At 66.5% G+C, this 19644-nt stretch carries 24 protein-coding genes and 1 pseudogene; 5 read left to right on the plus strand and 20 right to left on the minus strand.

The genetic code is table 11. The features are described from left to right. Nucleotides 1-118: 118 nt before the first annotated feature. From E5Z01_RS17260 to E5Z01_RS20405, 19 genes and pseudogenes are all read right to left on the minus strand, one after another. Complete coding sequence (locus E5Z01_RS17260) at nucleotides 119-310, minus strand: class I SAM-dependent methyltransferase (RefSeq protein WP_135230495.1); 192 nt, start codon at nucleotides 308-310, stop codon at nucleotides 119-121. Nucleotides 311-497: 187 nt separating this feature from the next. Continuing rightward, nucleotides 498-1076 (minus strand): hypothetical protein, encoded by a 579-nt coding sequence (locus tag E5Z01_RS17265; RefSeq protein WP_135230496.1) that lies wholly within the window; start codon nucleotides 1074-1076, stop codon nucleotides 498-500. Continuing rightward, nucleotides 1073-1561: a hypothetical protein gene (locus E5Z01_RS17270; RefSeq protein ID WP_135230497.1), complete on the minus strand. Its 489-nt coding sequence runs from the start codon at nucleotides 1559-1561 to the stop codon at nucleotides 1073-1075. The genes E5Z01_RS17265 and E5Z01_RS17270 overlap by 4 nt, the downstream gene beginning before the upstream one ends. After that, nucleotides 1561-2313, minus strand: coding sequence for a M15 family metallopeptidase (locus E5Z01_RS17275; RefSeq protein WP_135230498.1), 753 nt, complete (start codon nucleotides 2311-2313; stop codon nucleotides 1561-1563). The genes E5Z01_RS17270 and E5Z01_RS17275 overlap by 1 nt, the downstream gene beginning before the upstream one ends. A gap of 21 nt (nucleotides 2314-2334) precedes the next feature. Beyond that, complete coding sequence (locus tag E5Z01_RS17280; protein WP_135230499.1) at nucleotides 2335-2706, minus strand: hypothetical protein; 372 nt, start codon at nucleotides 2704-2706, stop codon at nucleotides 2335-2337. Next, nucleotides 2703-3113, minus strand: coding sequence for a hypothetical protein (locus tag E5Z01_RS17285; RefSeq protein ID WP_135230500.1), 411 nt, complete (start codon nucleotides 3111-3113; stop codon nucleotides 2703-2705). Before E5Z01_RS17285 ends, E5Z01_RS17280 begins: the two co-directional genes overlap by 4 nt. Beyond that, on the minus strand, nucleotides 3113-3463 hold the full coding sequence (locus E5Z01_RS17290; RefSeq protein ID WP_135230501.1) for a hypothetical protein: 351 nt from the start codon (nucleotides 3461-3463) through the stop codon (nucleotides 3113-3115). Before E5Z01_RS17290 ends, E5Z01_RS17285 begins: the two co-directional genes overlap by 1 nt. Nucleotides 3464-3527: 64 nt before the next feature. Next, nucleotides 3528-3827, minus strand: coding sequence for a hypothetical protein (locus E5Z01_RS17295; protein WP_135230502.1), 300 nt, complete (start codon nucleotides 3825-3827; stop codon nucleotides 3528-3530). Nucleotides 3828-3850: 23 nt separating this feature from the next. After that, complete coding sequence (locus E5Z01_RS17300) at nucleotides 3851-5239, minus strand: hypothetical protein (protein ID WP_135230503.1); 1389 nt, start codon at nucleotides 5237-5239, stop codon at nucleotides 3851-3853. An 11-nt stretch (nucleotides 5240-5250) separates the two neighbouring features. Continuing rightward, the gene (locus tag E5Z01_RS17305) at nucleotides 5251-5790 is read right to left on the minus strand and encodes a hypothetical protein (RefSeq protein ID WP_240738536.1); all 540 of its coding nucleotides are present in this window, start codon (nucleotides 5788-5790) and stop codon (nucleotides 5251-5253) included. Further along, on the minus strand, nucleotides 5787-6062 hold the full coding sequence (locus tag E5Z01_RS17310) for a hypothetical protein (RefSeq protein ID WP_135230504.1): 276 nt from the start codon (nucleotides 6060-6062) through the stop codon (nucleotides 5787-5789). The genes E5Z01_RS17305 and E5Z01_RS17310 overlap by 4 nt, the downstream gene beginning before the upstream one ends. After that, on the minus strand, nucleotides 6059-6421 hold the full coding sequence (locus E5Z01_RS17315) for a hypothetical protein (protein ID WP_135230505.1): 363 nt from the start codon (nucleotides 6419-6421) through the stop codon (nucleotides 6059-6061). Before E5Z01_RS17315 ends, E5Z01_RS17310 begins: the two co-directional genes overlap by 4 nt. Before the next feature lie 46 nt (nucleotides 6422-6467). Beyond that, entirely contained in the window at nucleotides 6468-7997 is a 1530-nt protein-coding gene (locus tag E5Z01_RS17320) for a hypothetical protein (RefSeq protein WP_135230506.1), read from the minus strand. A gap of 245 nt (nucleotides 7998-8242) precedes the next feature. Further along, complete coding sequence (locus E5Z01_RS17325) at nucleotides 8243-8422, minus strand: hypothetical protein (RefSeq protein ID WP_135230507.1); 180 nt, start codon at nucleotides 8420-8422, stop codon at nucleotides 8243-8245. Next, a complete protein-coding gene (locus E5Z01_RS17330; RefSeq protein WP_135230508.1) occupies nucleotides 8410-9306 on the minus strand; it encodes a hypothetical protein in 897 nt (298 codons plus the stop codon). The genes E5Z01_RS17325 and E5Z01_RS17330 overlap by 13 nt, the downstream gene beginning before the upstream one ends. A 78-nt stretch (nucleotides 9307-9384) precedes the next feature. After that, entirely contained in the window at nucleotides 9385-10125 is a 741-nt protein-coding gene (locus tag E5Z01_RS17335) for a hypothetical protein (RefSeq protein WP_135230509.1), read from the minus strand. Between the two features lie 10 nt (nucleotides 10126-10135). Continuing rightward, nucleotides 10136-10522: a hypothetical protein gene (locus E5Z01_RS17340; RefSeq protein WP_135230510.1), complete on the minus strand. Its 387-nt coding sequence runs from the start codon at nucleotides 10520-10522 to the stop codon at nucleotides 10136-10138. Nucleotide 10523: 1 nt separating this feature from the next. After that, complete coding sequence (locus E5Z01_RS20100; RefSeq protein WP_240738537.1) at nucleotides 10524-13391, minus strand: hypothetical protein; 2868 nt, start codon at nucleotides 13389-13391, stop codon at nucleotides 10524-10526. Nucleotides 13392-13516: 125 nt separating this feature from the next. Then, nucleotides 13517-13705: pseudogene (locus E5Z01_RS20405) on the minus strand (transposase); the annotation flags it as partial. Between the two features lie 271 nt (nucleotides 13706-13976). Between E5Z01_RS20405 and E5Z01_RS17355 the strand changes: the two are divergent. From E5Z01_RS17355 to E5Z01_RS17370, 4 genes are read left to right on the plus strand one after another with little or no spacing between them, the layout of a single operon-like run. After that, a complete protein-coding gene (locus E5Z01_RS17355) occupies nucleotides 13977-15650 on the plus strand; it encodes a DNA repair helicase XPB (protein ID WP_135230512.1) in 1674 nt (557 codons plus the stop codon). Nucleotides 15651-15655: 5 nt separating this feature from the next. Then, nucleotides 15656-15976, plus strand: a complete 321-nt coding sequence (locus E5Z01_RS17360) for a hypothetical protein (RefSeq protein WP_135230513.1) — start codon at nucleotides 15656-15658, stop codon at nucleotides 15974-15976. After that, nucleotides 15973-18426: a helicase-associated domain-containing protein gene (locus tag E5Z01_RS17365; protein WP_135230514.1), complete on the plus strand. Its 2454-nt coding sequence runs from the start codon at nucleotides 15973-15975 to the stop codon at nucleotides 18424-18426. Before E5Z01_RS17360 ends, E5Z01_RS17365 begins: the two co-directional genes overlap by 4 nt. Next, nucleotides 18423-18710, plus strand: coding sequence for a hypothetical protein (locus E5Z01_RS17370; protein ID WP_240738539.1), 288 nt, complete (start codon nucleotides 18423-18425; stop codon nucleotides 18708-18710). The genes E5Z01_RS17365 and E5Z01_RS17370 overlap by 4 nt, the downstream gene beginning before the upstream one ends. 196 nt (nucleotides 18711-18906) lie before the next feature. On the opposite strand, the gene E5Z01_RS20110 is transcribed toward E5Z01_RS17370, so the two are convergent. Next, nucleotides 18907-19209, minus strand: a complete 303-nt coding sequence (locus E5Z01_RS20110; protein ID WP_240738540.1) for a hypothetical protein — start codon at nucleotides 19207-19209, stop codon at nucleotides 18907-18909. Between E5Z01_RS20110 and E5Z01_RS17375 the strand changes: the two genes are divergently transcribed. Beyond that, nucleotides 19099-19644: transposase (locus E5Z01_RS17375; RefSeq protein ID WP_338069168.1), on the plus strand; the 546-nt coding region annotated here is incomplete at its 3' end. The two genes, E5Z01_RS20110 and E5Z01_RS17375, sit on opposite strands and share 111 nt — an antisense overlap.

The raw sequence follows: 19644 nt of genomic DNA on the forward strand, positions 1-19644 counted from the left end.
CGAGCTTGAATTCGCGGCTGTGTAGTCGTCCGGGCATGGTCGGTCTCCCTCCATCTGTTGATCAGCCTACGGGCTGACCGGGGCGACATGCCTTGCTCCTCTGTCCGCGTTTTGGGGTTCACTCCACCTGGGCAGTATCGTCATGGTCGTCCTGATCTCGGAAGGTCACGTTGTAGTTGACGTTGCTGTTAAAGGGTGGGTCGAGGTAGATCAGATCAACGCTCTCGTCGTTGATCTGATCTCGCAACACGATCAGGTTATCTCCATAGTGAAGCGCCCGCTGGTCGGGCCTCAGTCGGGCTGTGGTCATGCCAAGAACTGTATCACCTGATACATCCACAGGGGCGCAAAAAGCCGCCCCGCCCAGCTCACCGGCTGAGGCGGGGCGGTCTAGCTGGAGAGCGTCTGTGTTCCCCTGCCCCCCTTCTGCGACAGCCTCATGGTAGGGCGCAGGGAACCGAGATGCACGTAGAGCTACGCGCGGGCGCCGTTGAGGGTCACTTGCTGGCGGCGGCTCTGACGAGCTTCTGGTAGGCGATCTCCAGCCCCTGCACCGCCAGCTTATACGCGATAGGCGCGTAGATGGCGGCTGGGACGGCGAACGGCCCGACGTTGAGGGGCGGCAGGCGCTTCACGACCTCAGTGTTCCAGAAGTAACTGAAGGCGCCTATGACCAGGGCGCGGGCCGTCTCCCCCTTCAGCAAGGGCGCACTCTCCGCGACGCTCTTGGCGATGACGGGCAGCAGGGCCAGGGCCTCGCCGGCGCTCACTTTCCCGTCGGCTAGCACCTTCTCGAACTCGGCCCTCCAGCTCGCCAGAGTGGCCTCGACCCAGGCCTGCGCCGCGGCGGCCTCCTGGTCGGGGCTGGGGGCGGGCGCAGACGCGGGGGCTTCGGCGCTCTGGGCCCTGATCTTGCTGACGTGAGCGGTTGCCTCGGGCAGGGCGCGTTTTGTCTCTGCCAGCACGGCAGCCACGTCGGCCTTGCCCCTCGCGGCGGCGCGGGCGCGGGCGGCCTCCAGGGCGGCGATGACGCGGGGATCAGCGTTCTGCGGCAGGCTGGGGATGTTGACGGTCATGATGCACCTCCTGTGGGGTCTACCGGTTCATAGCCGGGAATGATGTCGAAGATGGAAGTCGGCGGCTCACCTGCTGTGGTCATCTCTGCGGAGTACGGCTCGGGTTCGACGGGCACGGGTTGGACGACCACAGTGGGGTGAACGCTGAGCTCCGGGCCAGGCAGCTCAGCGCGCCGGGCGATGCCGCGATCCTGCAGCTGCTTGACAGCCTCCCATCCCCCGCTTGCCATCAGCCCCGCGATGATTCCTAGCACCACCTGCACGGGCACTGATGGGAAGTTCGGCAGCGGGTTGGCGTCGGGGGCCATGGTTCCCAGGGCACAGGCGACCCCGACCGCGGCCGAGATGAACAGCAGCGCGGGCCGGCGGTAGCGCTCACGCTCGCGGGGCCACTCGCGATCTAGCCCCAGGGCGGCCTTCACGAACTGCACGATGGTAAGGCACATGACGGCCAGGGACAGCAGCTGCGGGGTCATGCTCCCCATCACCGCACCCCCGCAGCGATCAGGCGGTCACGCTGCACCTGGAACGGGATGATGCTGCCGTCCGCGCGCCGTTGCGAACTGACCCACTGGCCCGGGATCGGCTTGCCGGTCGCGGCGTCGCGCACCTGCACCCAGTTGGCCGGGATGACCGGCCCCTGGGGGCGAGCCATGGCGTCGCGCCACTCGGCCTGCCGAACGCCCGCGAGCGGGTCGGTCCACTGGAAGTGCATGCCGTCCTCATAGGGATCGGCCCAGCGTCCACCCCACTCCCAGCCGCACTCCTCGAAGCAGCGCACCACCTCGCGGTCGATGCCCATCCTCTCCAGCGGCACGCCGTAACCGTTCCAGCGCGCGTCGAAGTCGATCGCTGCCCCGTAGGCGTGCACGCTGATCGGACGCCGAACGTCGTGCCCCATGTGCCGACAGGCCAGAGAACCGTCGTAGGTTCGCAGGCGGGTGTTGAGGCCGCGGCGCACCAGCTCGGCCCAGGTGGCACGGAACACTGGCTCGACCGCGCGGTTGAGAGTGATTGAGGTGGTTTTCTGCCCGGGGTAGTCCGGGAAGCCGGGCAGGTCGGCGGTGGCGATGCGCACCAGCCGACCTGTGCGGTAGGTGTCCGAGGGCTCGAACCACCCCTTCTGGCTACCCGATCGCGAACCGGCGAGGGGGTCGCCGTATGCCGCCACGAGCTGCTCGCGGGTGTCACCGGCAGGGCGAGTCGCAATGGCCGCGGCGAAGTCGAAGTTGCTCATGTTGACCTCCGTTGGTGAGGGTTAGGGGGTGGGGCCAGGTGGCGTGACCCGGCTGAGCAGCTCGCGCGCGCGTGCTACAGCCTGGTCGAGGCTGGCGAACCTCCCGGCGATGACGTCGCGGCCATAATCTTGCCAGGTGCGCAGGTCATAGCGCATGTCGTTGAGCTCGCGTTCCACGGCCTCCAGCCGGGTCTCCAGGTTGTCTCTCTCTGCCTCCAGCGCGGCCAGGCGGGTCTCCAGGGCCTGGCTTTGTTCTTTGAGCATGGTTTGAATGCGCTCCTGCAGGGCGGCGGCGCTGTCCTGGCGCGGCTTGCCGAACGTTGCCCACAGCGTACCGAGCGCCGCGACGCTGCCGCTGACGATGAGCATGATGTCGTTCGGGGGCAGGCTCATCGCGACCTCCGAGTCGGATCATGCGGGCGCGTCATGGCGTCCCGGGCGCTGCCGATGATGTGCAGCATGAGCACCGCGAGGATAGGCAGTTTGGCGCTGACGCCCTGGGTGAGCACGCCCGCCGCCGCGACGATGGCGATGACCACGGCGGCCAGGATGGTGCAGGTGGCCAGTGAGCGCCTGCCCTTCGAGGCCAGGATGCCCAGGCCGATGCCAGCGAACACGGCGGCCCAGGCGACGCCCGGCACCATGACCTCGCCGTCAGAGCCCCACTCCTCCAGCACCCACAGCACGGGTCGTTCGATAGGCAGCAGCATGTAGATGGCCAGCGCGAGCATGATGTGCGCAGCGCTGGCCTGGGTGCGTGTCAGTCCGCATCCGCTGATGAAGGCCAGGAAGGCGCTCATCAGAGAACCTCCGTGGGGATGGGCATCCACACGTTGGGAGCGGCCCGCCACTCTGCCCGGGCGCCGCGCAGCACCCAGTAGCTCAGGCGCAGGGGGTAGCCGCCGCCGATGCGCCAGTAGCCGAGCGGTGGGACGATGCCGCCGTTGCGGGTGCGCAGGCGCACCAGCTGGGTGGGGCATCCGGGGCGGGCGGTCACGATGACGCGCTCCTGCCCCAGGTCACTGCCGGTGGGGCCGAGCGTTTTGCGTCCGACGACCTCCAGCGCGGGGCGACACTTGACGGCCTGCGGAGTAGGGTCGGGCGCCCCCCCGACGGTGAGTGCGGTGGCGAGAATGAGGGTTGCGAGCATGCGCACCTCCTGTGGCATGAAGAAGCGCCGCCCCGGGAAGAGGCGGCACCTGGCGGAGAGCGGATCAGGCCGGCAGGATGAGCGGCAGAACGCTGTTGATGATGACGTACTCCAGGTCGCTGTCGCTCGGGAGGCCGCCCTCGTCGACCGTCGCAGCGATGGTAGGGTTGGTCAGGACGACCGCGACGGCCAGGCGCGCGTCTCCGTCGTCGAGGTAGCGGAGCGCGTTGACCGCCCAGGCCTTGTGGCTCAGGGTGCTGCCGGTGTCTCCGGCGATCTGCGCGGCGCTCCGGGTGAGCTGCGCGCGCACGAGCGGGTGCAGGGGGCTACCTGCGAGGTTGTTGGCGTAGTTGATCAGGTTCATCTGGGGCTCCTTGTGTGTGCAGCTCAGAAGGCCAGGGCGCCGAAGGTGTGGCCGGTGTAGTACCCGCTCATGGTCGCGGGCCCGGTCATGATGCGACAGCTGACGTAGAGATTCTTGGCTGCGGTGTTACTGGCAGTGGCGAAGGCAGCGCTGAACGCCTGGTGCGAGGCAGTCAGCATCTCCTCGTAGATCAGGCTGCCGCTCGCTAGGGTCGGTCTGGCCGCGTCTCCCGGGTTGAGCAGCCAGTCGTTCTGCGCCGCGCCCTGGCTGGCGTAGATGCGCACCCAGACCTGCGTGTCTGCGGAGAACGCCGTGGTGAAGATGATGCGCATGAAGCCGGAGCGGACGGTTGCTGAGCCCGGCATGCTGATGGCCTTTACTGCCGTTGCGGCCGCAGTGTTGCTGTCGTACGCGGTCATGCCGTAACCGCCGCTCAAGCCCCAGCTCGTGCCCGGCAGCCCACTGATCAGGTCGCCGCTGTTCAGGGAGCCCCACCTGAAATCTCCTGAGGTGTTGTTGCTCTTGATCAGCGCCTGGTTGGTGTTCCCGCCGCTGGGCACCTGGTAGCCGGGGCTGCTGGTCATCACCGGGCCGTAGCTGAGCGTGTTGTCTGCCCGCCGGAAGGCCTGAACCGGGCTGGTCGCCGTGCCGTCGTTCACCAGCGCCGAACCGCCTTTCGGCACCGCGCCCACAGCGCCCACGACCGGGAAGTCAAGGGGGTCGAGGGGGCCGACGATCCCCTTGGTCACGCTCGCGCCGTACAGCAGCACGATGCGGCTGTAGCCGGTGCGCGGGGTCATGCTCAGCGCTGTGCCGCCCGCGATCAGCACCTCGTCGCTGAGGGCTACCATGGTGGTGTTGTGGGGCGGGGCGTACGAGTCATTAGCCCCATAGAAGAAGCTCACCTGTGAGCTTACCGCCCCGTTGATGCTGCCCACCATGAACGCGTACCAGTGGCCCGCCGGCACACTGAACGGTCCCTCAAACGTCACCGTGGTCTGGCCCGCGACCAGCACGGCGTCCATGGTCAGCAGCACGTTGCCGTTGGTGCTGCCGCCCACCACCTCGGTCACGGCCAGCCGGATGGTCTCTCCACCCAGCGCGGCCTTCCTGAGGGGCACCACGACCCGGCTGTAGCGCAGGGTGCTGCTGGTGGCCTGCGCGACGGGCCCTATCATGCGGTAAGGCACGTCTGCGCCGAGCCGTTCGGCGGGCAGGAAGTCGCTCCCTGCCATCATCGACAGGCGCACCTCCTGGCTGCCGGTGCCGGGGGTGACCCAGCTGTAGCTGAAGTCGTCACCGTTCTGCTTCGCCAGCACCTGACCGGTGCTGCCGCCAGCCGGCACCATGCGCTCACGGATGGCGGCCCCGACGCGCTGCAGAGCGAGGGTGATGCGTTGTTCAAGCGTCATACGTCACCTCCTCAGGCCTGGGTCAGGGCGTTGTTGAAGTCAGTCACGAAGTCGTGATCCGGGTTACCGATCTCGCCAGCGCCGTACGCGCCGATGTTGGCCCGCCCCTGCGCCTGCTCGAGCGCCGTGAAGCCCTGGGCGGCATCGACGCGCACACGCTTATCCAGCGCCGCCAGGATGCTGCCCAGGCTGGTCTGGTCGTTCGCGAGCTGGTCTGCCAACTCCTTCAGGGTGTCCAGCGCGGTCGGCGCACCGTTGACCAGCGCCGCGATGGCCGCGTTGATCATGTCCTGGGTCTTCTGGCTGCTCCAGGTAGTGGTGCCGCCGGTGGTGCCGTCAGAGATGCTGGTCGCGTTCTGCTGCGCGGTCTGCAGCGCGCTCAGGTCGGTCTGTAGGCCGTTCAGGGCAGCGACGAGCGTGCTGGTCGCGCGGGTCGTGAGCTGCCCGGCGTTCCCGATCAGGTCGTTGATGCTCTTGATGCGCGTGTAGGCGACGTTGAACTCGGTGGCGGTGCGGATGGCGAGGTTGGTGGTCTGACTCTGAACGCTCATAGGTTGCCTCCCTTGCTGAGGGTGTTGTTGAAGACGATGGTCAGGTCGGGCATGTCGCTGTCCTCGGTTTTGCGGTCGATGATCGCGTTCAGCGTGTTGGTGACGGTGTTGGGGCCGTAGGTGCCGCGACCTGGGAAGATGGCGGTGCTGAGGTCGCCAGGGTCACCCTTGAAGCCGCGCGGGCCGGGGACGCCCGCCACGACGCGCACGGCACCATCCGCCTTGACGATGACGCTGGTGAGGTTGATGGGGATACTGATCTTGTTGCTCATCGGGTCACGTCTCCTTCGACCGAGACGTCGAACCTTATCCATGTCTGCACGTCAGGGCCGTCTGGCGTCTCGAAGGTCACTTGCAGATCGGCGTAGCAGACCAGGGGGAGCTTGGCGGCCTCGGGTGCCGTGAGCTTGAACAGGGGCCCGAAGCCGGTCAGGCCGGTCTCCGGGTCGGTGCTGTCGATCAGGCGCAGGAAGGTCGCGAACGCGGTTGTCGTGTTGCTGCTGGGGCTGCGACGGAACTGCAGGGTGTAGGTGCCCGCTGCCAGGGCGGCCTGCTGCTCGGGCGTGAGCGGCTGGTCGTCCAGCGTCAGCGGGTAGTGCAGGTAGGGGGTGTCCCCTCTGTAGAGCCGCATCGGTTGCCGCTCTGGCAGGTTGGTGATGGGTAGCATGCTTGCCTCCTTAGGTGCTGACGTCGGCTGGGGTTCTGGCGAGGATCAGGGTGAGGCCAGTCAGCCCCTTGCCCCTGGCGGGCAGGTAGTTGACGGTCAGGGTCTGCGGCGGGTAGCCCGTCAGCAGGTGCCACTCGCCGGCCTGCGCGACGGTCTCTGCTCCCTGCGTCAGATTGGTTCTGATCTGCGTCTCTGCCTGTTGGTACGCCGTGACGGCGGTGCTCTTCGCCTCCACGACCATCAGGCACCACATGTCCCAGCCCGTGGTCGGCAGCTGGAACTGGAGCTGCCAGTAGCCGTCGCCCGCGTTCCCGATCGCCTCGTACCACGGTTCGCTCAGGTCGCCTGCCGTCTGGGTGAAGCTGGTCAGGTCGGTCAGGGTTGCTGTGCTGGGCTGCAACTGCACCAGCTCGCGCGCCTGGGTCGCCCAGTAGGCCATGACGGGCGCGGCCTCCCGCTGCCGCACGCCGTAACGCCTGCGCGAGGGGTAGCCGGGGTTGCTGGCGGGCAACTCGGTCAGTGGCTGGCCGGCTGCATCAAGGGTCGGGTCGGCCGCGCTCTGCAGCCAGACTGCGCTGGCGTCATAGCTGATCAGCTTGCGGCCGTTCACGGTGGGCGTCACGCTGCCGAGCTCACCTGCGAAGAGCAGCGGCCGGACGCTCTCGACGGGTACCCGCCAGATGTTGCTGCCGATCTTCTGCGAGGGCCCCGCGACCTTGACCTTGTCCCGGGTGACGTCCGGGAGCGCGGTCGTCAGGTCGGCGTCCGGCGCCTCCAGCTCGTCCAGCCAGGCCTGCACGCGCGCCAGCCGGCCATCCCGCACGGCGAGGTAGCCGGGGGGCGGGGTGGGTCTGGCGGTCGTGACGTTGCAGGTGGCGAGGTAGACTCGCGGTTCCATCGTGGAACCGATGACATTGCCGTCCAGGTCGATGTCGGTGGCGATGGTCGCCTGCTCGATCCGCAGGGACACGCTGGCCTGCCCGTCATTGCCGAAGTGCCAGCTGGCGTTCTCGAACTCGAGGCGCAGGTGGATGCGCCAGCCCGCCTCGAGCAGCTCGACCGCGTACCCGAGGGTCGGCTCGGCCGCAGCGATGCCCGGCAGCCCGGTGTCGGGGAGGGGGCCGCCGTTGTACGCCAGGCCCAGGTCGCTGATGATGACCTGGTTGTCGTCCGCGCCGCTTGCCGTTGCGCTCAGGTTCAGCAGGTAGGTGTCAGTGGTGCCGCCCTGCTCGGCGATGACGGCGTGCTGCAGGTGATCCTCCCCCGTGCCCTCCACCTCGAGCGCGACGACGCGCCAGCCGAGCGCCTTCAGCCACACGGTGCCGTAGTGGTTGCCGTCAGCGCCCGGCCAGCTGTTGCCGGGGCCGGTGCGGTAAGCGGGAATGACCTGCAGGTAGCGCACGGTGTTGCTGCCTGTGGGTATCCAGTTGCCGCGCTGCCCGAGCCCGGCCTCCCCGGCGCCTGACTCGCTGATGTCCCGGATCGTGGTGCCGATACGAAACTCGGGGTGCCGCACCGGCCACTTCCTGATGTGCGGCATGGTGAAAGGGCGGGGCCTGCTCGCGCGCAGCCTGCGCCGCCTGAAGGTCGGCACGGGCATGAGCTGCTGCGGCTGGCGTCCGGGCGGCACCTCGCCATGGCAGCCGACCAGGGTCGTTTCTCCCAGTCCAAAGTCGCCAGGCGCCTGGTAGCGGCGGCCCCGCTCGTCGATGAAGCCGCCGACGATGCGCTCGACAACGTAGTGCTCGGTCGGCGTGCACTCCGTCTGGCACGGGTCGCAGCAGTCTATGCAGCAGCGGTCACCATCAGTCCCCATCTGCCACCCCCCATGTCGAACGCGGTCACCTCGGTGCCAAGCGCCAGGTCGACGTCGTACTTGCCGATGATCGTCCTGCCGTCGTCGCAGGCGACCTTGAAGAGCAGCCCGGCGAGCCGCTCGAAGACGACGCCGGTCACTCTGTCCATGTGAGCGTGTGCTCCTCTTTGTATGGCGCCTCCAGATCCTCGGCGTTGGCGGTGACGGTGACGCCCGTGATCGCGCCGCCACGGTCGAGCGCGGTAGGAACGAAGTAGGTACGCTGCTGGGTGCGCCTCGGTCCTCCGCGCAGCTGCTGCACCAGCCCAGATGCCTGCGTGACGGCCTGGATGCCCCTGAGCCAGTCGAACGTGATCGTCTCGGCCGGGCCGCTCATGGTGGTGAAGATCATGACCTCGGGCGTGGTGGTGAAGCTCGCCTCGCCTCCTGAAGTGCCCGCGAGGTTCCGCAGGCCGTCGTCGCTCTGGGGCGCCATCTCCGGCGGCCCGGCGTCCGGGGTCTCCTTCCTGCTGGTGTGCGGAATGGTGACGTAGTAGCTGACGCCGCCGTCGTCGCCGTACACGGGCACTTCCACTGGCTCGTTGTGTTCCAGCACGGTGCTCCAGCCACCGCGCCGGTTCCGCTTCCAGGTCGTGATGTCGGTGGTGGTACGGCTGTAGATGACCGCGCCGTCCTTCAGGGTGTCCTGAACGGTCGTCACGCTCAGCATCCGCGCCCAGCCGCCCTCGGTCCAGGTCTTGCGGCTGGTGACGGTGGTGCGGCTGGCATAGACGCTGAGGTCAAGCGGCGGGTCAAGCACCGGCGGGGTGCCGACGATCTCGCTGCTGGTCTCGGTGATGGCCTTGCTGCCCGTGCTCACGCGCCTGGTGCCGAGCATGCCGTAGCTGTAGTCGGTGTTGCTGTAGTCGCGAGTGCGGGCCTTCAGCTCGGTGACCTTGCCATCATCGGCGACGATGTGGATGGGCCGCACGCTGGTCGTCTCGCGCCCGGCCTGCACCTCGCAGTGGGCCTGCTTCTCCTTCCACTCGCGCACCTCCTGGTAGCCCACCTCGTCGGCCTGGATGTCGTCGGTCGTCTCGGTGGTCTCCCAGCGGTCGTCTGCCGCGAGCTCTTACTGCTCCTCGCGGCTGACACGGCCCTGCTGGACGGCCTGCGCCAGGATGGCCTGGACGCGGGTGCGGCGCTTGATCTGCTCCTCGGTCTCGGGCGGCGGCGTGGCGCTCTTCTCCTCCTGGCCCCTGACGTAGATCAGGCCTGGGACCGAGAGGGTGTCGCGGCTCTCCGCGTTCTGCTCGAAGGGCAGGTCGGCCGCCAGCTCGTCGGCCAGTGCGCCTCCGACCAGCACCCACCCGCCGGTCTCCGTCTCTGCCACGCTGTAGCCGAAGCCGCCGAGCAGGTACTCGAAGTATGCTGAGCGCTCGGTGAAGTTGAGGGCGGCGTCCAGCGGCACGTCCACAGGAGCGGCCAGAAGCCAGGCGGGCAGGCGATCCTTGCCTTCGAGGCCGGGCCAGTTGCGGTCGAGGTTCTCGCTGACAGAGTGCCCGACCAGCGGCACGAAGTCGGCAGCGACGGGGTTGCCCTGCTGGATGATCGGCAGGCTGGTGTCTCCGGTCTGGGGGTCGTAGGTGTAGGTGCCCACTGCGCGGTAGGGGCCGCGACGGCGGGTGTAGTTCTTGTCGCCGTACGTGACGGTCGCGTTGATGTACAGGTCGCGCGCGCTGGCGTGCGCCCGCTGATCGCCAGCGAGCAGCACCGTACCGGTCGCGCGGCTTCCATCCTCGGGATAGCTCAGGCTGAAGCTGATGATCTCCAGCTCGCGGGGCTCAGACTGCAGCTCAAGCAGGTAGGGCATGTGGACCTCCTCAGTACAGGATGGTGATGGTGAACTGGTACTCGGTGCCCTCCCGCTCGCCGTCCGTGGCGTAGGTCAGCTCCGGCTTGTCGACGATCATGCAGCGCTCGGCCTTGATGCCCTGACCGTCCGGCAGCACGCCCTGCGCCTCGATGGCGAACTCGGCACGCGTTGACCACAGGTTGTAGATGCGGATCGCATCCTTCGTGTGGATCAGCTCCCCGCCCCCGTCGCACTCGAGCAGGCCGGGCCCCTGGTTAGGCAGGGCGACCGCGACCATCTTGCCGTTGAGGGTGCGCCGAATGGTCACGCCACCCTCGCTTCCGCCGAGGCGCATCAGCGGTGCCCAGGTGAACCAGGCGCCGTCTACCTTGAGGTTGTTGTCGAGCCTTGCCACTTCAGCCTCCCTTCGCGGCCGTCTTCAGCCCCTTGCGCTGGGCACAGTCGAGGATGGTCCCGACCGCTCCGGCCACCCTCGCGGGCGCGGGCTGGCTGACGCTGTTGATGACGATGGTGTTGTTGGTCATGATGGTCGGTGCAGCTGCTCCAGCCGCCGTGACGGCCGCCCGCTCCACACTCAGGCGCTGGCGGCTCAGCTCGTCCAGCATGCTCTGCGCCGCCTGGGCACCGAACGCGACCGCGACGCTGTGCATCTGGTCGCGCAGAGCCGGGTCGACCTTGATGGTCAGGGCACCGGGGTCCTTCTCGAGCAGCTGCGCGAAGGCGTCACTCGCCGACCTCACCTGCCCCTTCAGGCCTGCGCTCCGCTGTTCGGCAACAGCCAGTGCGCCGGTCAGGTCGAGCCCCAGGCCTTGACGGGAGAGGGTCTGGGCCAGGTCTTCGGCGTTCTGCTTGACCTTCTCGGCCCGCCGCTGGTAGGCGGCTTGCTGGGCTTCCTGGGTCTTGCGCATGGTCTCGGGGACGGTGCCCATCGCCTCAGCCTGCCGCTGGTAGGCGGACTGCTGGCGCTTGGCCGCGGTCTCGACGCCGGCTGCCTGGTTGTCCGCAGCCGCCTTGATGGCTCCGCTGGCTGCCTGGAACGCCTTGGCGCTCAGGTCGACAGCAGCGGCGTACTCAGGCGATCCAGCGCCGTACCTGGCGCGGGCGTCCTGGGCAGCCCTGAGGCTCTCGGTGTACTGCTGCTGAGCGCGTTGGGCGATCCTGTCCAGCGTGGCCTGATCCTTGCTCGCTTGCGCGAAGGTGTTTAGGCTGCTGTTCAGGCTGTCGACCGCGCTCTTCTGGGCCTCCCACTCGCTGCGCAGGCCTTCGAGCGCCTGCTGGGCGTCGCTGATGGCCTTGCTCTGGTTCTCGATGGCCTGGCTCACGCCTTCCGTCTCTGCCTCTGCGACCTTCATCTCGCCGTTGGTGCTCTTCATGGCGGTGCGGTAGGCGGTCGTGGTGGCCTTGAGCTTGCTGAAGCTGGCATTGACGCGCTCGAGGGCATCGGCGGCGCGGCGGCTGGCGCTGGTGTCCAGGGCGTCCTGCCAGGTCTTCCGCAGCTCGGCGGTCTTCTCGGTCAGGTCGCGGCTGGCCTGCAGCAGCTGCTTCTGATCCTCCACCTGATCGCGCGACAGGTCCCGGATGCGCTGCTCTGCGGCAGTGCGCCCGTTCACGGCAGCGTTGATCTCGGTCTGAGCCCGCCCCTGCGAGCGGTAGAGCGCCTCCAGCTCGGCGTAGTAGGCGACCTGCTGCTGGGCGTCCTGAACCAGGGCCAGCCTGGCCTTCCTGCGATCGTTGGCGGCCGTGGCAGTCGAGAGCGCCAGCTCCAGCTGGGTGGCCTGCTGGTCACGGAGCGCCCCCAGTTCCTCGAGGCGGGCCTTGCGGCTCTCCTCGGTGCTGCTGGCGATGTTCCGCTGCAGCTCGGCGGCCTTGTCCAGATACTGGGCCCGCTCCGCTTCAGTGCGGGCCGAGGCGGCCATCCTGGTGTACTGCTCGGCCTCGACCGCGAGCGAGGCGCGGATGCTCGCCTCGAGGCTCTCGCGCAACTGGGCGTTGACGGTCAGACTGCGCTGGAACTCGGCGGCACTGCGGTAGCGCCCCTGCTCCTCGCTGGCCAGGCGCATGCGCTCGGCACGGTCAGCCTGCTCGGCATCCAGCAGGGCCTTGCGAGCGGCGATGATGGCCTTCTCGGCCTCGCGCTTCTCGGCGTCGGTGCCGTTGGTGCCAGCTTCGCGTGCCAGCGCCTGCCGCACTTCCAGCTCACGCTGAAGGGCAGCCAGGCCAGCCTGCCTCGCGGCGGCGGACTGCTGGTAGGTGGTGGCCTCATCGGCAGCGGCAGCAGCGCGGGCCTTGACCAGCTCCAGCTCCTCGACGGGCACGCGCAGGCGCTCGGCCCGGTCCTGACGCTCGGCCTCGGCGATGGCCACCTGTGCAGCCAGCACGTCCTTCTGCTTGCTCAGGTAGCCGGCCGGGTCCTCGGTCTGGTTGGTTGCCGCAAGGATGCCTTGCTTCAGAACCAACTCCTGCTTGAACAGTCCGATCAGGCTCTGCCGGGCCACCGCAGCCTGCGCGGCCGTCCTGGCATCAGCAAGGTTGGCCTCGACGCGAGCCTTGGCCAGCTCGACTCTTCCCAGGGCGAGGCTCGCCTGCTGCTCGCGTGCGGCCTTCTCCTGGTCCTTGAGGGCGGTGCTGGCCTCCCTGTTGGCGCCGGCCACGTCGGCGGCGTACCTGCCCGCCATGGCCTGCAAGTCCCGGCGGTAGGCACTGGTGAGCTGGTCGCGCTCGCCCCGGGTGACGCCGGGCTGGTTCAGGGCGTCGTTGAGCTCCTGCTGGCGCTTGAGCTTGCCCTGACGGTAGGCAGTGTTGATCTCGCCCAGCCTGGCATCCAGGGAGGCCTTGCTGTACTTCTGGACGACCGCCAGCTTGCGGGCCTCGTCCTGGCCGGCGTCGCGCAGCTCCTGCTCGCGGGCGCTGGAGAGCAGAGCCGAGCGGGCAGAGGCAAGCTCCTGCTCGGCCTTCAGGGTGGTGTCGGCCACCGCGCGGGCGCGGTCACGGGACTCCTTGACGGCGTCCTGGCTCTTCTTCTGCTCGCTCTTGCGGTACTGCTCCAGATCCTGCTCAAGCTCCTGCCCACGCGTCTGGCGCAACCTGGCCGCGGCGGCCTTGATGCGTGCGACGGCCTGCGGGTCGCCGGCCACCTGCGCCACGCCTTCGCGCTCGCGCTTGTTGATGTCGGCGATGTCCTGCTCGGCACCGACGCGGATGTCCGCCGCGCCTCCCTTGAGCTTCCCGAGGGCACGGTTGGCGTCGCGCTCAATGCCCGCCACCAGATCGTCGACATAGGCGTCTGCGCCTGGGACGTCGTCCCAGGCGTCACCACTTTCGACAGGGGCACCTCCTTCAGCATGGCGTTGTCGAGCGACAGATCGGCCACCAGCTTCTTGAGTCGCTGGTTTTCGGCTTCCAATTGGCGGAATTTCCGAGTCTCGTCTTTGGTCATGCCGCCGTACTTGACCTTCCAGCGATAGATGGTCGTCATCGCGACTCCATGGAGTCGCGTCAGATCACTGATCGGCGTCCCCGCCTCAAGCTGGCCGAGGATGTCCAGAATCTGCTGCTCCGTGTACCGTTTGCCTTTCATGCGCCTCCAAGTGTGCTGCTGGATTTGCAATCAGACTGGCACCGAAATCAGGGGCAAGGTCAGTATTGCCATGCGAATCCAGTAGCTCAGGGTGGAGCGTCCTATGCCGAGATCGCGGGCGATCTCGTCCACCGTGTGATCTGGTTGCGTGGCGAGTTGAATAGCCTGGCGTTTGAATTCGGCGCTGTGTTCCCATGTGACACCTCAGTGTGATGGACGCAGTCCTTAACTGCGTCTACGCACAAAGGGGTCAACCCACTAAGCTAAAGGGATGAATCCCGCTAATCCCCTGATTGTTCAAGCCGACCGCAGCGTGTTTCTGGAGGCGTTTAACCCGCTGGCAGAGCAGGCCCGCGCCGCGCTTGCACCTTTTGCCGAACTGGTCAGCAGCCCTGAACATCTGCACACCTACCGCGTGACGCCGCTGTCACTCTGGAACGCCGCCAGCACGGGCCTCGGGCCAGAGGAGATGGTGGCAGCCCTCACGCAGTACGCTAAATTTCCGCTGCCTGCCAACGTGGAAACCGACATTCGCGAACTGGCGGGCCGCTGGGGACGGCTCACACTGGAGCAGTTTGACAACGGCCTGCTGCTGATTACTACCGAGAGCGACGGGGCGCTGTTGACCGAACTCTCGCGCCACAAGGCGGTGGCCCCGCTGCTGGGTGACCGGCTCTCGGAGAGGGTGTTTGCCGTGCCGCCCGCGCACCGTGGCGTGCTGAAACAGGCCCTCATTGAAGTCGGCTGGCCTGTGGATGACCGCGCAGGCTACGCTGAGGGGGACGCTTTCGCGGTGGCGCTGGCCCCCAGCCTGGACGTGCGCGACTACCAGCGTGAAGCCGCCGAAGCCTTCTACCAGGCGGGTAGCGAACGCGGCGGCTCAGGCGTGGTGGTACTGGCTCCTGGCGCAGGAAAAACGGTGGTGGGCATCACCGCCATGAGCCTGGTGGGGCAGCGCACGCTGGTGCTGACCACCAACCGCACCAGCGTCAACCAGTGGCGGCGCGAGATTCTGCAAAAAACCCAGCTTTCGCCCGACGACGTGCGCGAATACGCGCCGGGCAAAGACCTTGCGCCCGTCACGCTCTGCACCTACCAGATGCTCACCCACCGCAAACGCGGTAGCCAGAGCAGCGACGAAGGCGCTTACCCGCACATGGCGCTGATTGGCGCGTCCGAATGGGGCCTGATTATCTACGACGAGGTTCACCTGCTGCCCGCGCCCGTGTTTCGCCTGACGGCCGAGGTGCAGGCCCGCCGCCGCCTGGGGCTGACCGCCACCCTGATCCGGGAAGACGGGCGCGAGGGCGACGTGTTTGCGCTGATTGGCCCCAAGCGCTACGACCAACCCTGGAAAACCCTGGAAGCAGCGGGCTGGATTGCCGAGGCCGACTGCGCCGAAGTGCGTTTGCGCTTGCCCCCCGAGGAACGCCTGAGCTACGCCACCGCCCCAGATCGCGACAAACACCGCATCGCCGCCGAAAACCCCGCCAAACGGCGCGTGCTGGCCCAGCTGCTGCGGCAACACGCGGGCCAGCCCACCCTGATTATCGGGCAGTACCTTGACCAGTTGGAACTGATGGGTCAGGACACCGAAGCCCCAGTCATTACGGGCAAAACCCCGCAGGCCGAGCGCGAACGCCTCTTTCAGGCTTTTCGGGAAGGCCGCTTAAAGACGCTGATTTTGTCAAAAGTGGGCAATTTTGCCCTTGACCTGCCCGATGCCGAGGTATTGGTGCAAGTCTCAGGCGCATTCGGCAGCCGTCAGGAGGAGGCGCAGCGGCTGGGGCGACTCTTACGGCCCAAGGCGGATGGGCGCGGGGCACACTTTTACACGCTGGTCACCCGCGAAACCAGCGAGGAGGATTTCGCCCACCACCGCCAGCTTTTTCTGGCCGAGCAGGGCTACAGCTACCGTATTCTGGACGAAGAGAAAGTAGGATAAAGCCTATGCGTAACGACTCGCCCGCGCCCAAAAAACGGGGTCGCCCATCCAAGAAGAAGGCAGAAGCCAAAGCTCCCGCTAGCGCTTCCCGGCCACTGCAACTGACTGATTTTGGTGTGTCGGACGTGACCGCGCACCGCCCCGTCAGCCTGCTGGAAGTGCAGGACGCCACCGACCTGGACGTGCTGCTGCTGGACAGCAAACTTGCGCCGCATCTCCTCACGCGCCTTTCTCCGACCGTGGCGCTGCTGGCAAAGGGCAGTGAAAAAGCCGTGCTGGACGCCCTGCGTAGGGCGGGCCACACGCCCAAGGTGGTGGAGGCGTGAAGAAGCCCCAGCCCTTGAAGAAGACACTCTCGCGGCCCGCGCCTGATTTCAGTGAATTTCACCCATTGGTCGCGGATTTTCGGCTGGACAAGTATACCGATATGCTGGGCAACCACCACGCGCTCAAGGTGGCGCGGCGTATCAGTGGCGCAAGTAAAGTCACGGGCCTGAACGATGCCTCCCGCCTGATTCGGGAAACGCTGAATACTCCTGCCGAAGTTGACAAACTGATTGCCCGCCTGCATCCCACGGAACTGCTGCTGCTCCAGGAACTCAGGCGGCGCGGTGGTCTGGTCAGCAGCTGGGAACTGTTTACCTTTGCGCGGCTGCGTGACCTGCCACTGCCCAAGCAAAACCTGAGCTTGACTGCTGGCTACCTCTTTAAGGACTACCAACCCGCGCAGTGGGAGGCCGCCAGTCTGGTCTGGAGCCTGCTGGCGGACGGCCTGCTGTTTCCGAGCAACGTGCCGAATCCCTGGCTGTCCGGCGATTATTCGTACTACAGACGTACCGAGTGGCGCCTGGATTCGGCTCCGCCGCAAACCGTGCTGGCTGACCCGCGCCTGCTCTCGCGCCTGCCCGATGACGCCCGCCCTGCCGCGCCCCTGCCGCCCCCCACCGAGGCCAAAGCCACCACCTCCAGCCTGCCCGTCACGCTGGCCCGCTTGCAACTGCTGGAAATCGTGCGGGCGGTGCAGAGTATCGGCGGCGTGGGGCTGACCAAAGCGGGACAACCAGCCAAAAATGACCTCAAGCGGCTGCTGAGGGAGCTGGGCGGCCTGACGGAACCCGAAACCTGGCTGGGGCTGGCGATGCTGCTGGGTCTGCTGGTTCCCGACAGCAACGGCGAGCGCCTCGTACCGCTGAAGGTGGGGGTGGAGATGCTGCGGAGCTTTCCCGCCTACGCTGTTCAATCGGGCCTGGATTCGGCGTTGCCCGCGCTGGACACCCCAGAGGACGCAAAATTTGGAGCCATCAACCCCTACACCGTCCGGGCCTGCCTGCTCGCGCTGCTGAACGAATGGGACAGGCCCGTGCGCGAAAGCGACCTGAAAACATGGCTGGAAAAGATTTTGCCCAGTCAGGTGCTGGCTTTCGGCGCACAGATGGCGTGGGGCCGCGTGACCGAACTGTCTGACAAGCGCGGCGCGGCCTGGAACGACTGGCTGGACGGTGTGTTGCGCGGCCTGTTTACCCTGCTGGGCAAGGTGACGGTAGAAGGCGAAGGCAAAGACACCGTCATCATTGCCCACCGTCTGACCCCGGACGACACGCCCCCCAGCGGTGGCCCCGCCTGGGTCTTGCAGCCCAACTTTGAACTGCTGGTGTATCCCGCGCAACTGACTGAGCAGCAGTTGCCCATGCTGGCAGCCGCCGAAGCCGTACGGTTTGACGCCCAGACCGCCGTGTACCGCCTGACCCGCAGCAGCGTGTACGCGGCGCTGGAGCAGGGGTTGGCGCTGCCCGACCTACTCGCAGGCCTGGAAGAGGGTTCCGCCACGCCGCTCTCGCCCGCCATGCGCCGCAGCATAGAGGACTGGGCCGCCCGCCGTGACCGTCTGGTGTTGCACCAGGGCGCGACTTTACTGGAATATCCCTCACGTGGAAAGCGTGACGCCGCGCTGCAAAAAGGCGGACAGGCGGTGGGCGAAACGTATTTGTTATTGGATGCAGGCAAAAAACCGCCCGTGGGCGTCTCTGTCCTGAATTACGCCGACGCGCCCAAAGAAACCCTGAAATTCAGCGCGTCGGGCGAATTTATCCTGACCGCGCCGCTCGATCTGCTGGGGCGCGCCTTGCTGTCGGGGCGGGTGAAACAGGTGGGCAAGGAGAAATACCGCTTTGTGCCCCCCGCCGAGGGCCAGACCTACCCCGGCGGCCTGCTGGGGGACGTGGAAGCGCGTACCGTAGGCAAGCTGCCCGAAGAGGTACGGCTGCAACTGGGCATCTGGACGGGCCGCACCCCCGCGCCGGCCCTGAGCGCCGTGACATTGTTTCAGCACCCGCAGGCCAGCGCCCTGGCCCGTTTGCCGCGCCTGGCTGGGCTGCTGGGCACCGCGCTGAGCGCCGAACTGTACACCGTGACGGCCGCCAAAGAGGCCCAGTTGCAGGCCGCGCTGTCTGAACTGGGCCTGCCGACCACCAGCCAGTTCCGGACGCCCAAAGACGCCGACGCCGACCTAGTTGTCATCAGCGATACCCGCAAAAAGCGCGAATATCTGGAAGGCATTATTGCGGCGGGGCAAAACGTCAGGCTGCGCTACCACGAGGAAAAACGCGGCAACGACTGGTACGGCACGGTCAGTAAAGGCCGATTGCGCGTCGCCAACTTCAAGCCACTGAAGATTGACCGCACGGGTTCCACACCCTATCTGGAAGCCAAATTCTTGGAAGGTGGCGAGGAAGAGCGCATCCGCATCGGATACATCGTGGCGCTGGGGGCGCTGTGAATGACACGCTAAGTGCCCTCGCCGCCCGCCCCATACAGACCCACGGCGACGCCCTGGAACTGCTGGACGAACTGAGTTTGCACCTGTATCAGCTTCTCGCGGAGCGCGATTACGACCCCGCCACCATTCCCGAAGTGCTGGCGCTTACGCTGGGGCCACGCGGGAGCTACAGCACACTGCCGCAGACCTTGCACTACGCCTGCACCCGCCTCAAACCCGACCTGGACCGCACCGAAGAGGAAATCTCCAACCTGTCTGGCAGGGTTCTGGCAACTTATAGATAACGTGTTAAGTCGGAAACTGCTCGGTCAACCCCAGGAGTTTTGCTGGCAACTCCCGATACCGGATTTTTTGCCAGGCTGATCGGAGCAGCTTTTTGAGTTCAGCAAGACTGCCGAGACAACAACTGGCCAGTACCTCAGTAGGTGACAACTTCAGTTCGCTAGCGTCCCAGACGGGAAGAACCAACAGTCGCCCCCATCAAGCTTGATGGGGGCGACTGTTCGCGGTCTTCTGGGAGTGTGAAATCAACAGAGGGGCGCTGCTCAGCAGGCTACCGCACTCACCTGGCACTTCAAAGCGCACGCCAGTGACCTCCGAATCGACACACTCCAGCGCCTGATCGACGTGCTTCTGGCGATGATTGTCTCCAGAAGCGTCAATCATCACGACTTGAGTGCCCACCTGCCCGGCGTCAGTACCCCGCAGGCGAAGAAAAGACGGGCAGATCGAACCTTCCGGGATCAGCAGCCGAGCTTTTTCATCGCTCTGCTCGTCGTCCATCTCCCACCAGGAAAAGTCTTGCTGAGTTTGGATCGAACCAACTGGGAACATGGCGAGACCACGATCAACTTTTTTGTTCTTGGCGCTGTGGTTCACGGCTTTACCCTGCCGCTGATCTGGGTACCACTTGATGAGTCTGGGGGCAGCCATACCTATGCTCGAATGTGGCTGGTGTTGAAGCTCCTTCAGGCCTTGCCAGCGAAACGCTGGCTGGGCCTCGTGGCCGATCGCGAGTTCATCGGTGCGGAGTGGTTCCGGTTCCTGCGACGTCAGGGCATCAAGCGGGCCATCCGTATTCGGCACAGCGACTGGGCTGGCCCCAAAAGTTGGACGATTTCGAGTAGAGACTCGGCTCAGGTCAAGGGTACAACATTGGCTTTCTCTTCCTGCCCAGGGAACGGTCTGACGGCCACATTTGCGGTGGAGTTTCCGCAA

The organism is Deinococcus fonticola (genome assembly GCF_004634215.1).
Classification (GTDB): Bacteria; Deinococcota; Deinococci; order Deinococcales; family Deinococcaceae; genus Deinococcus; species Deinococcus fonticola.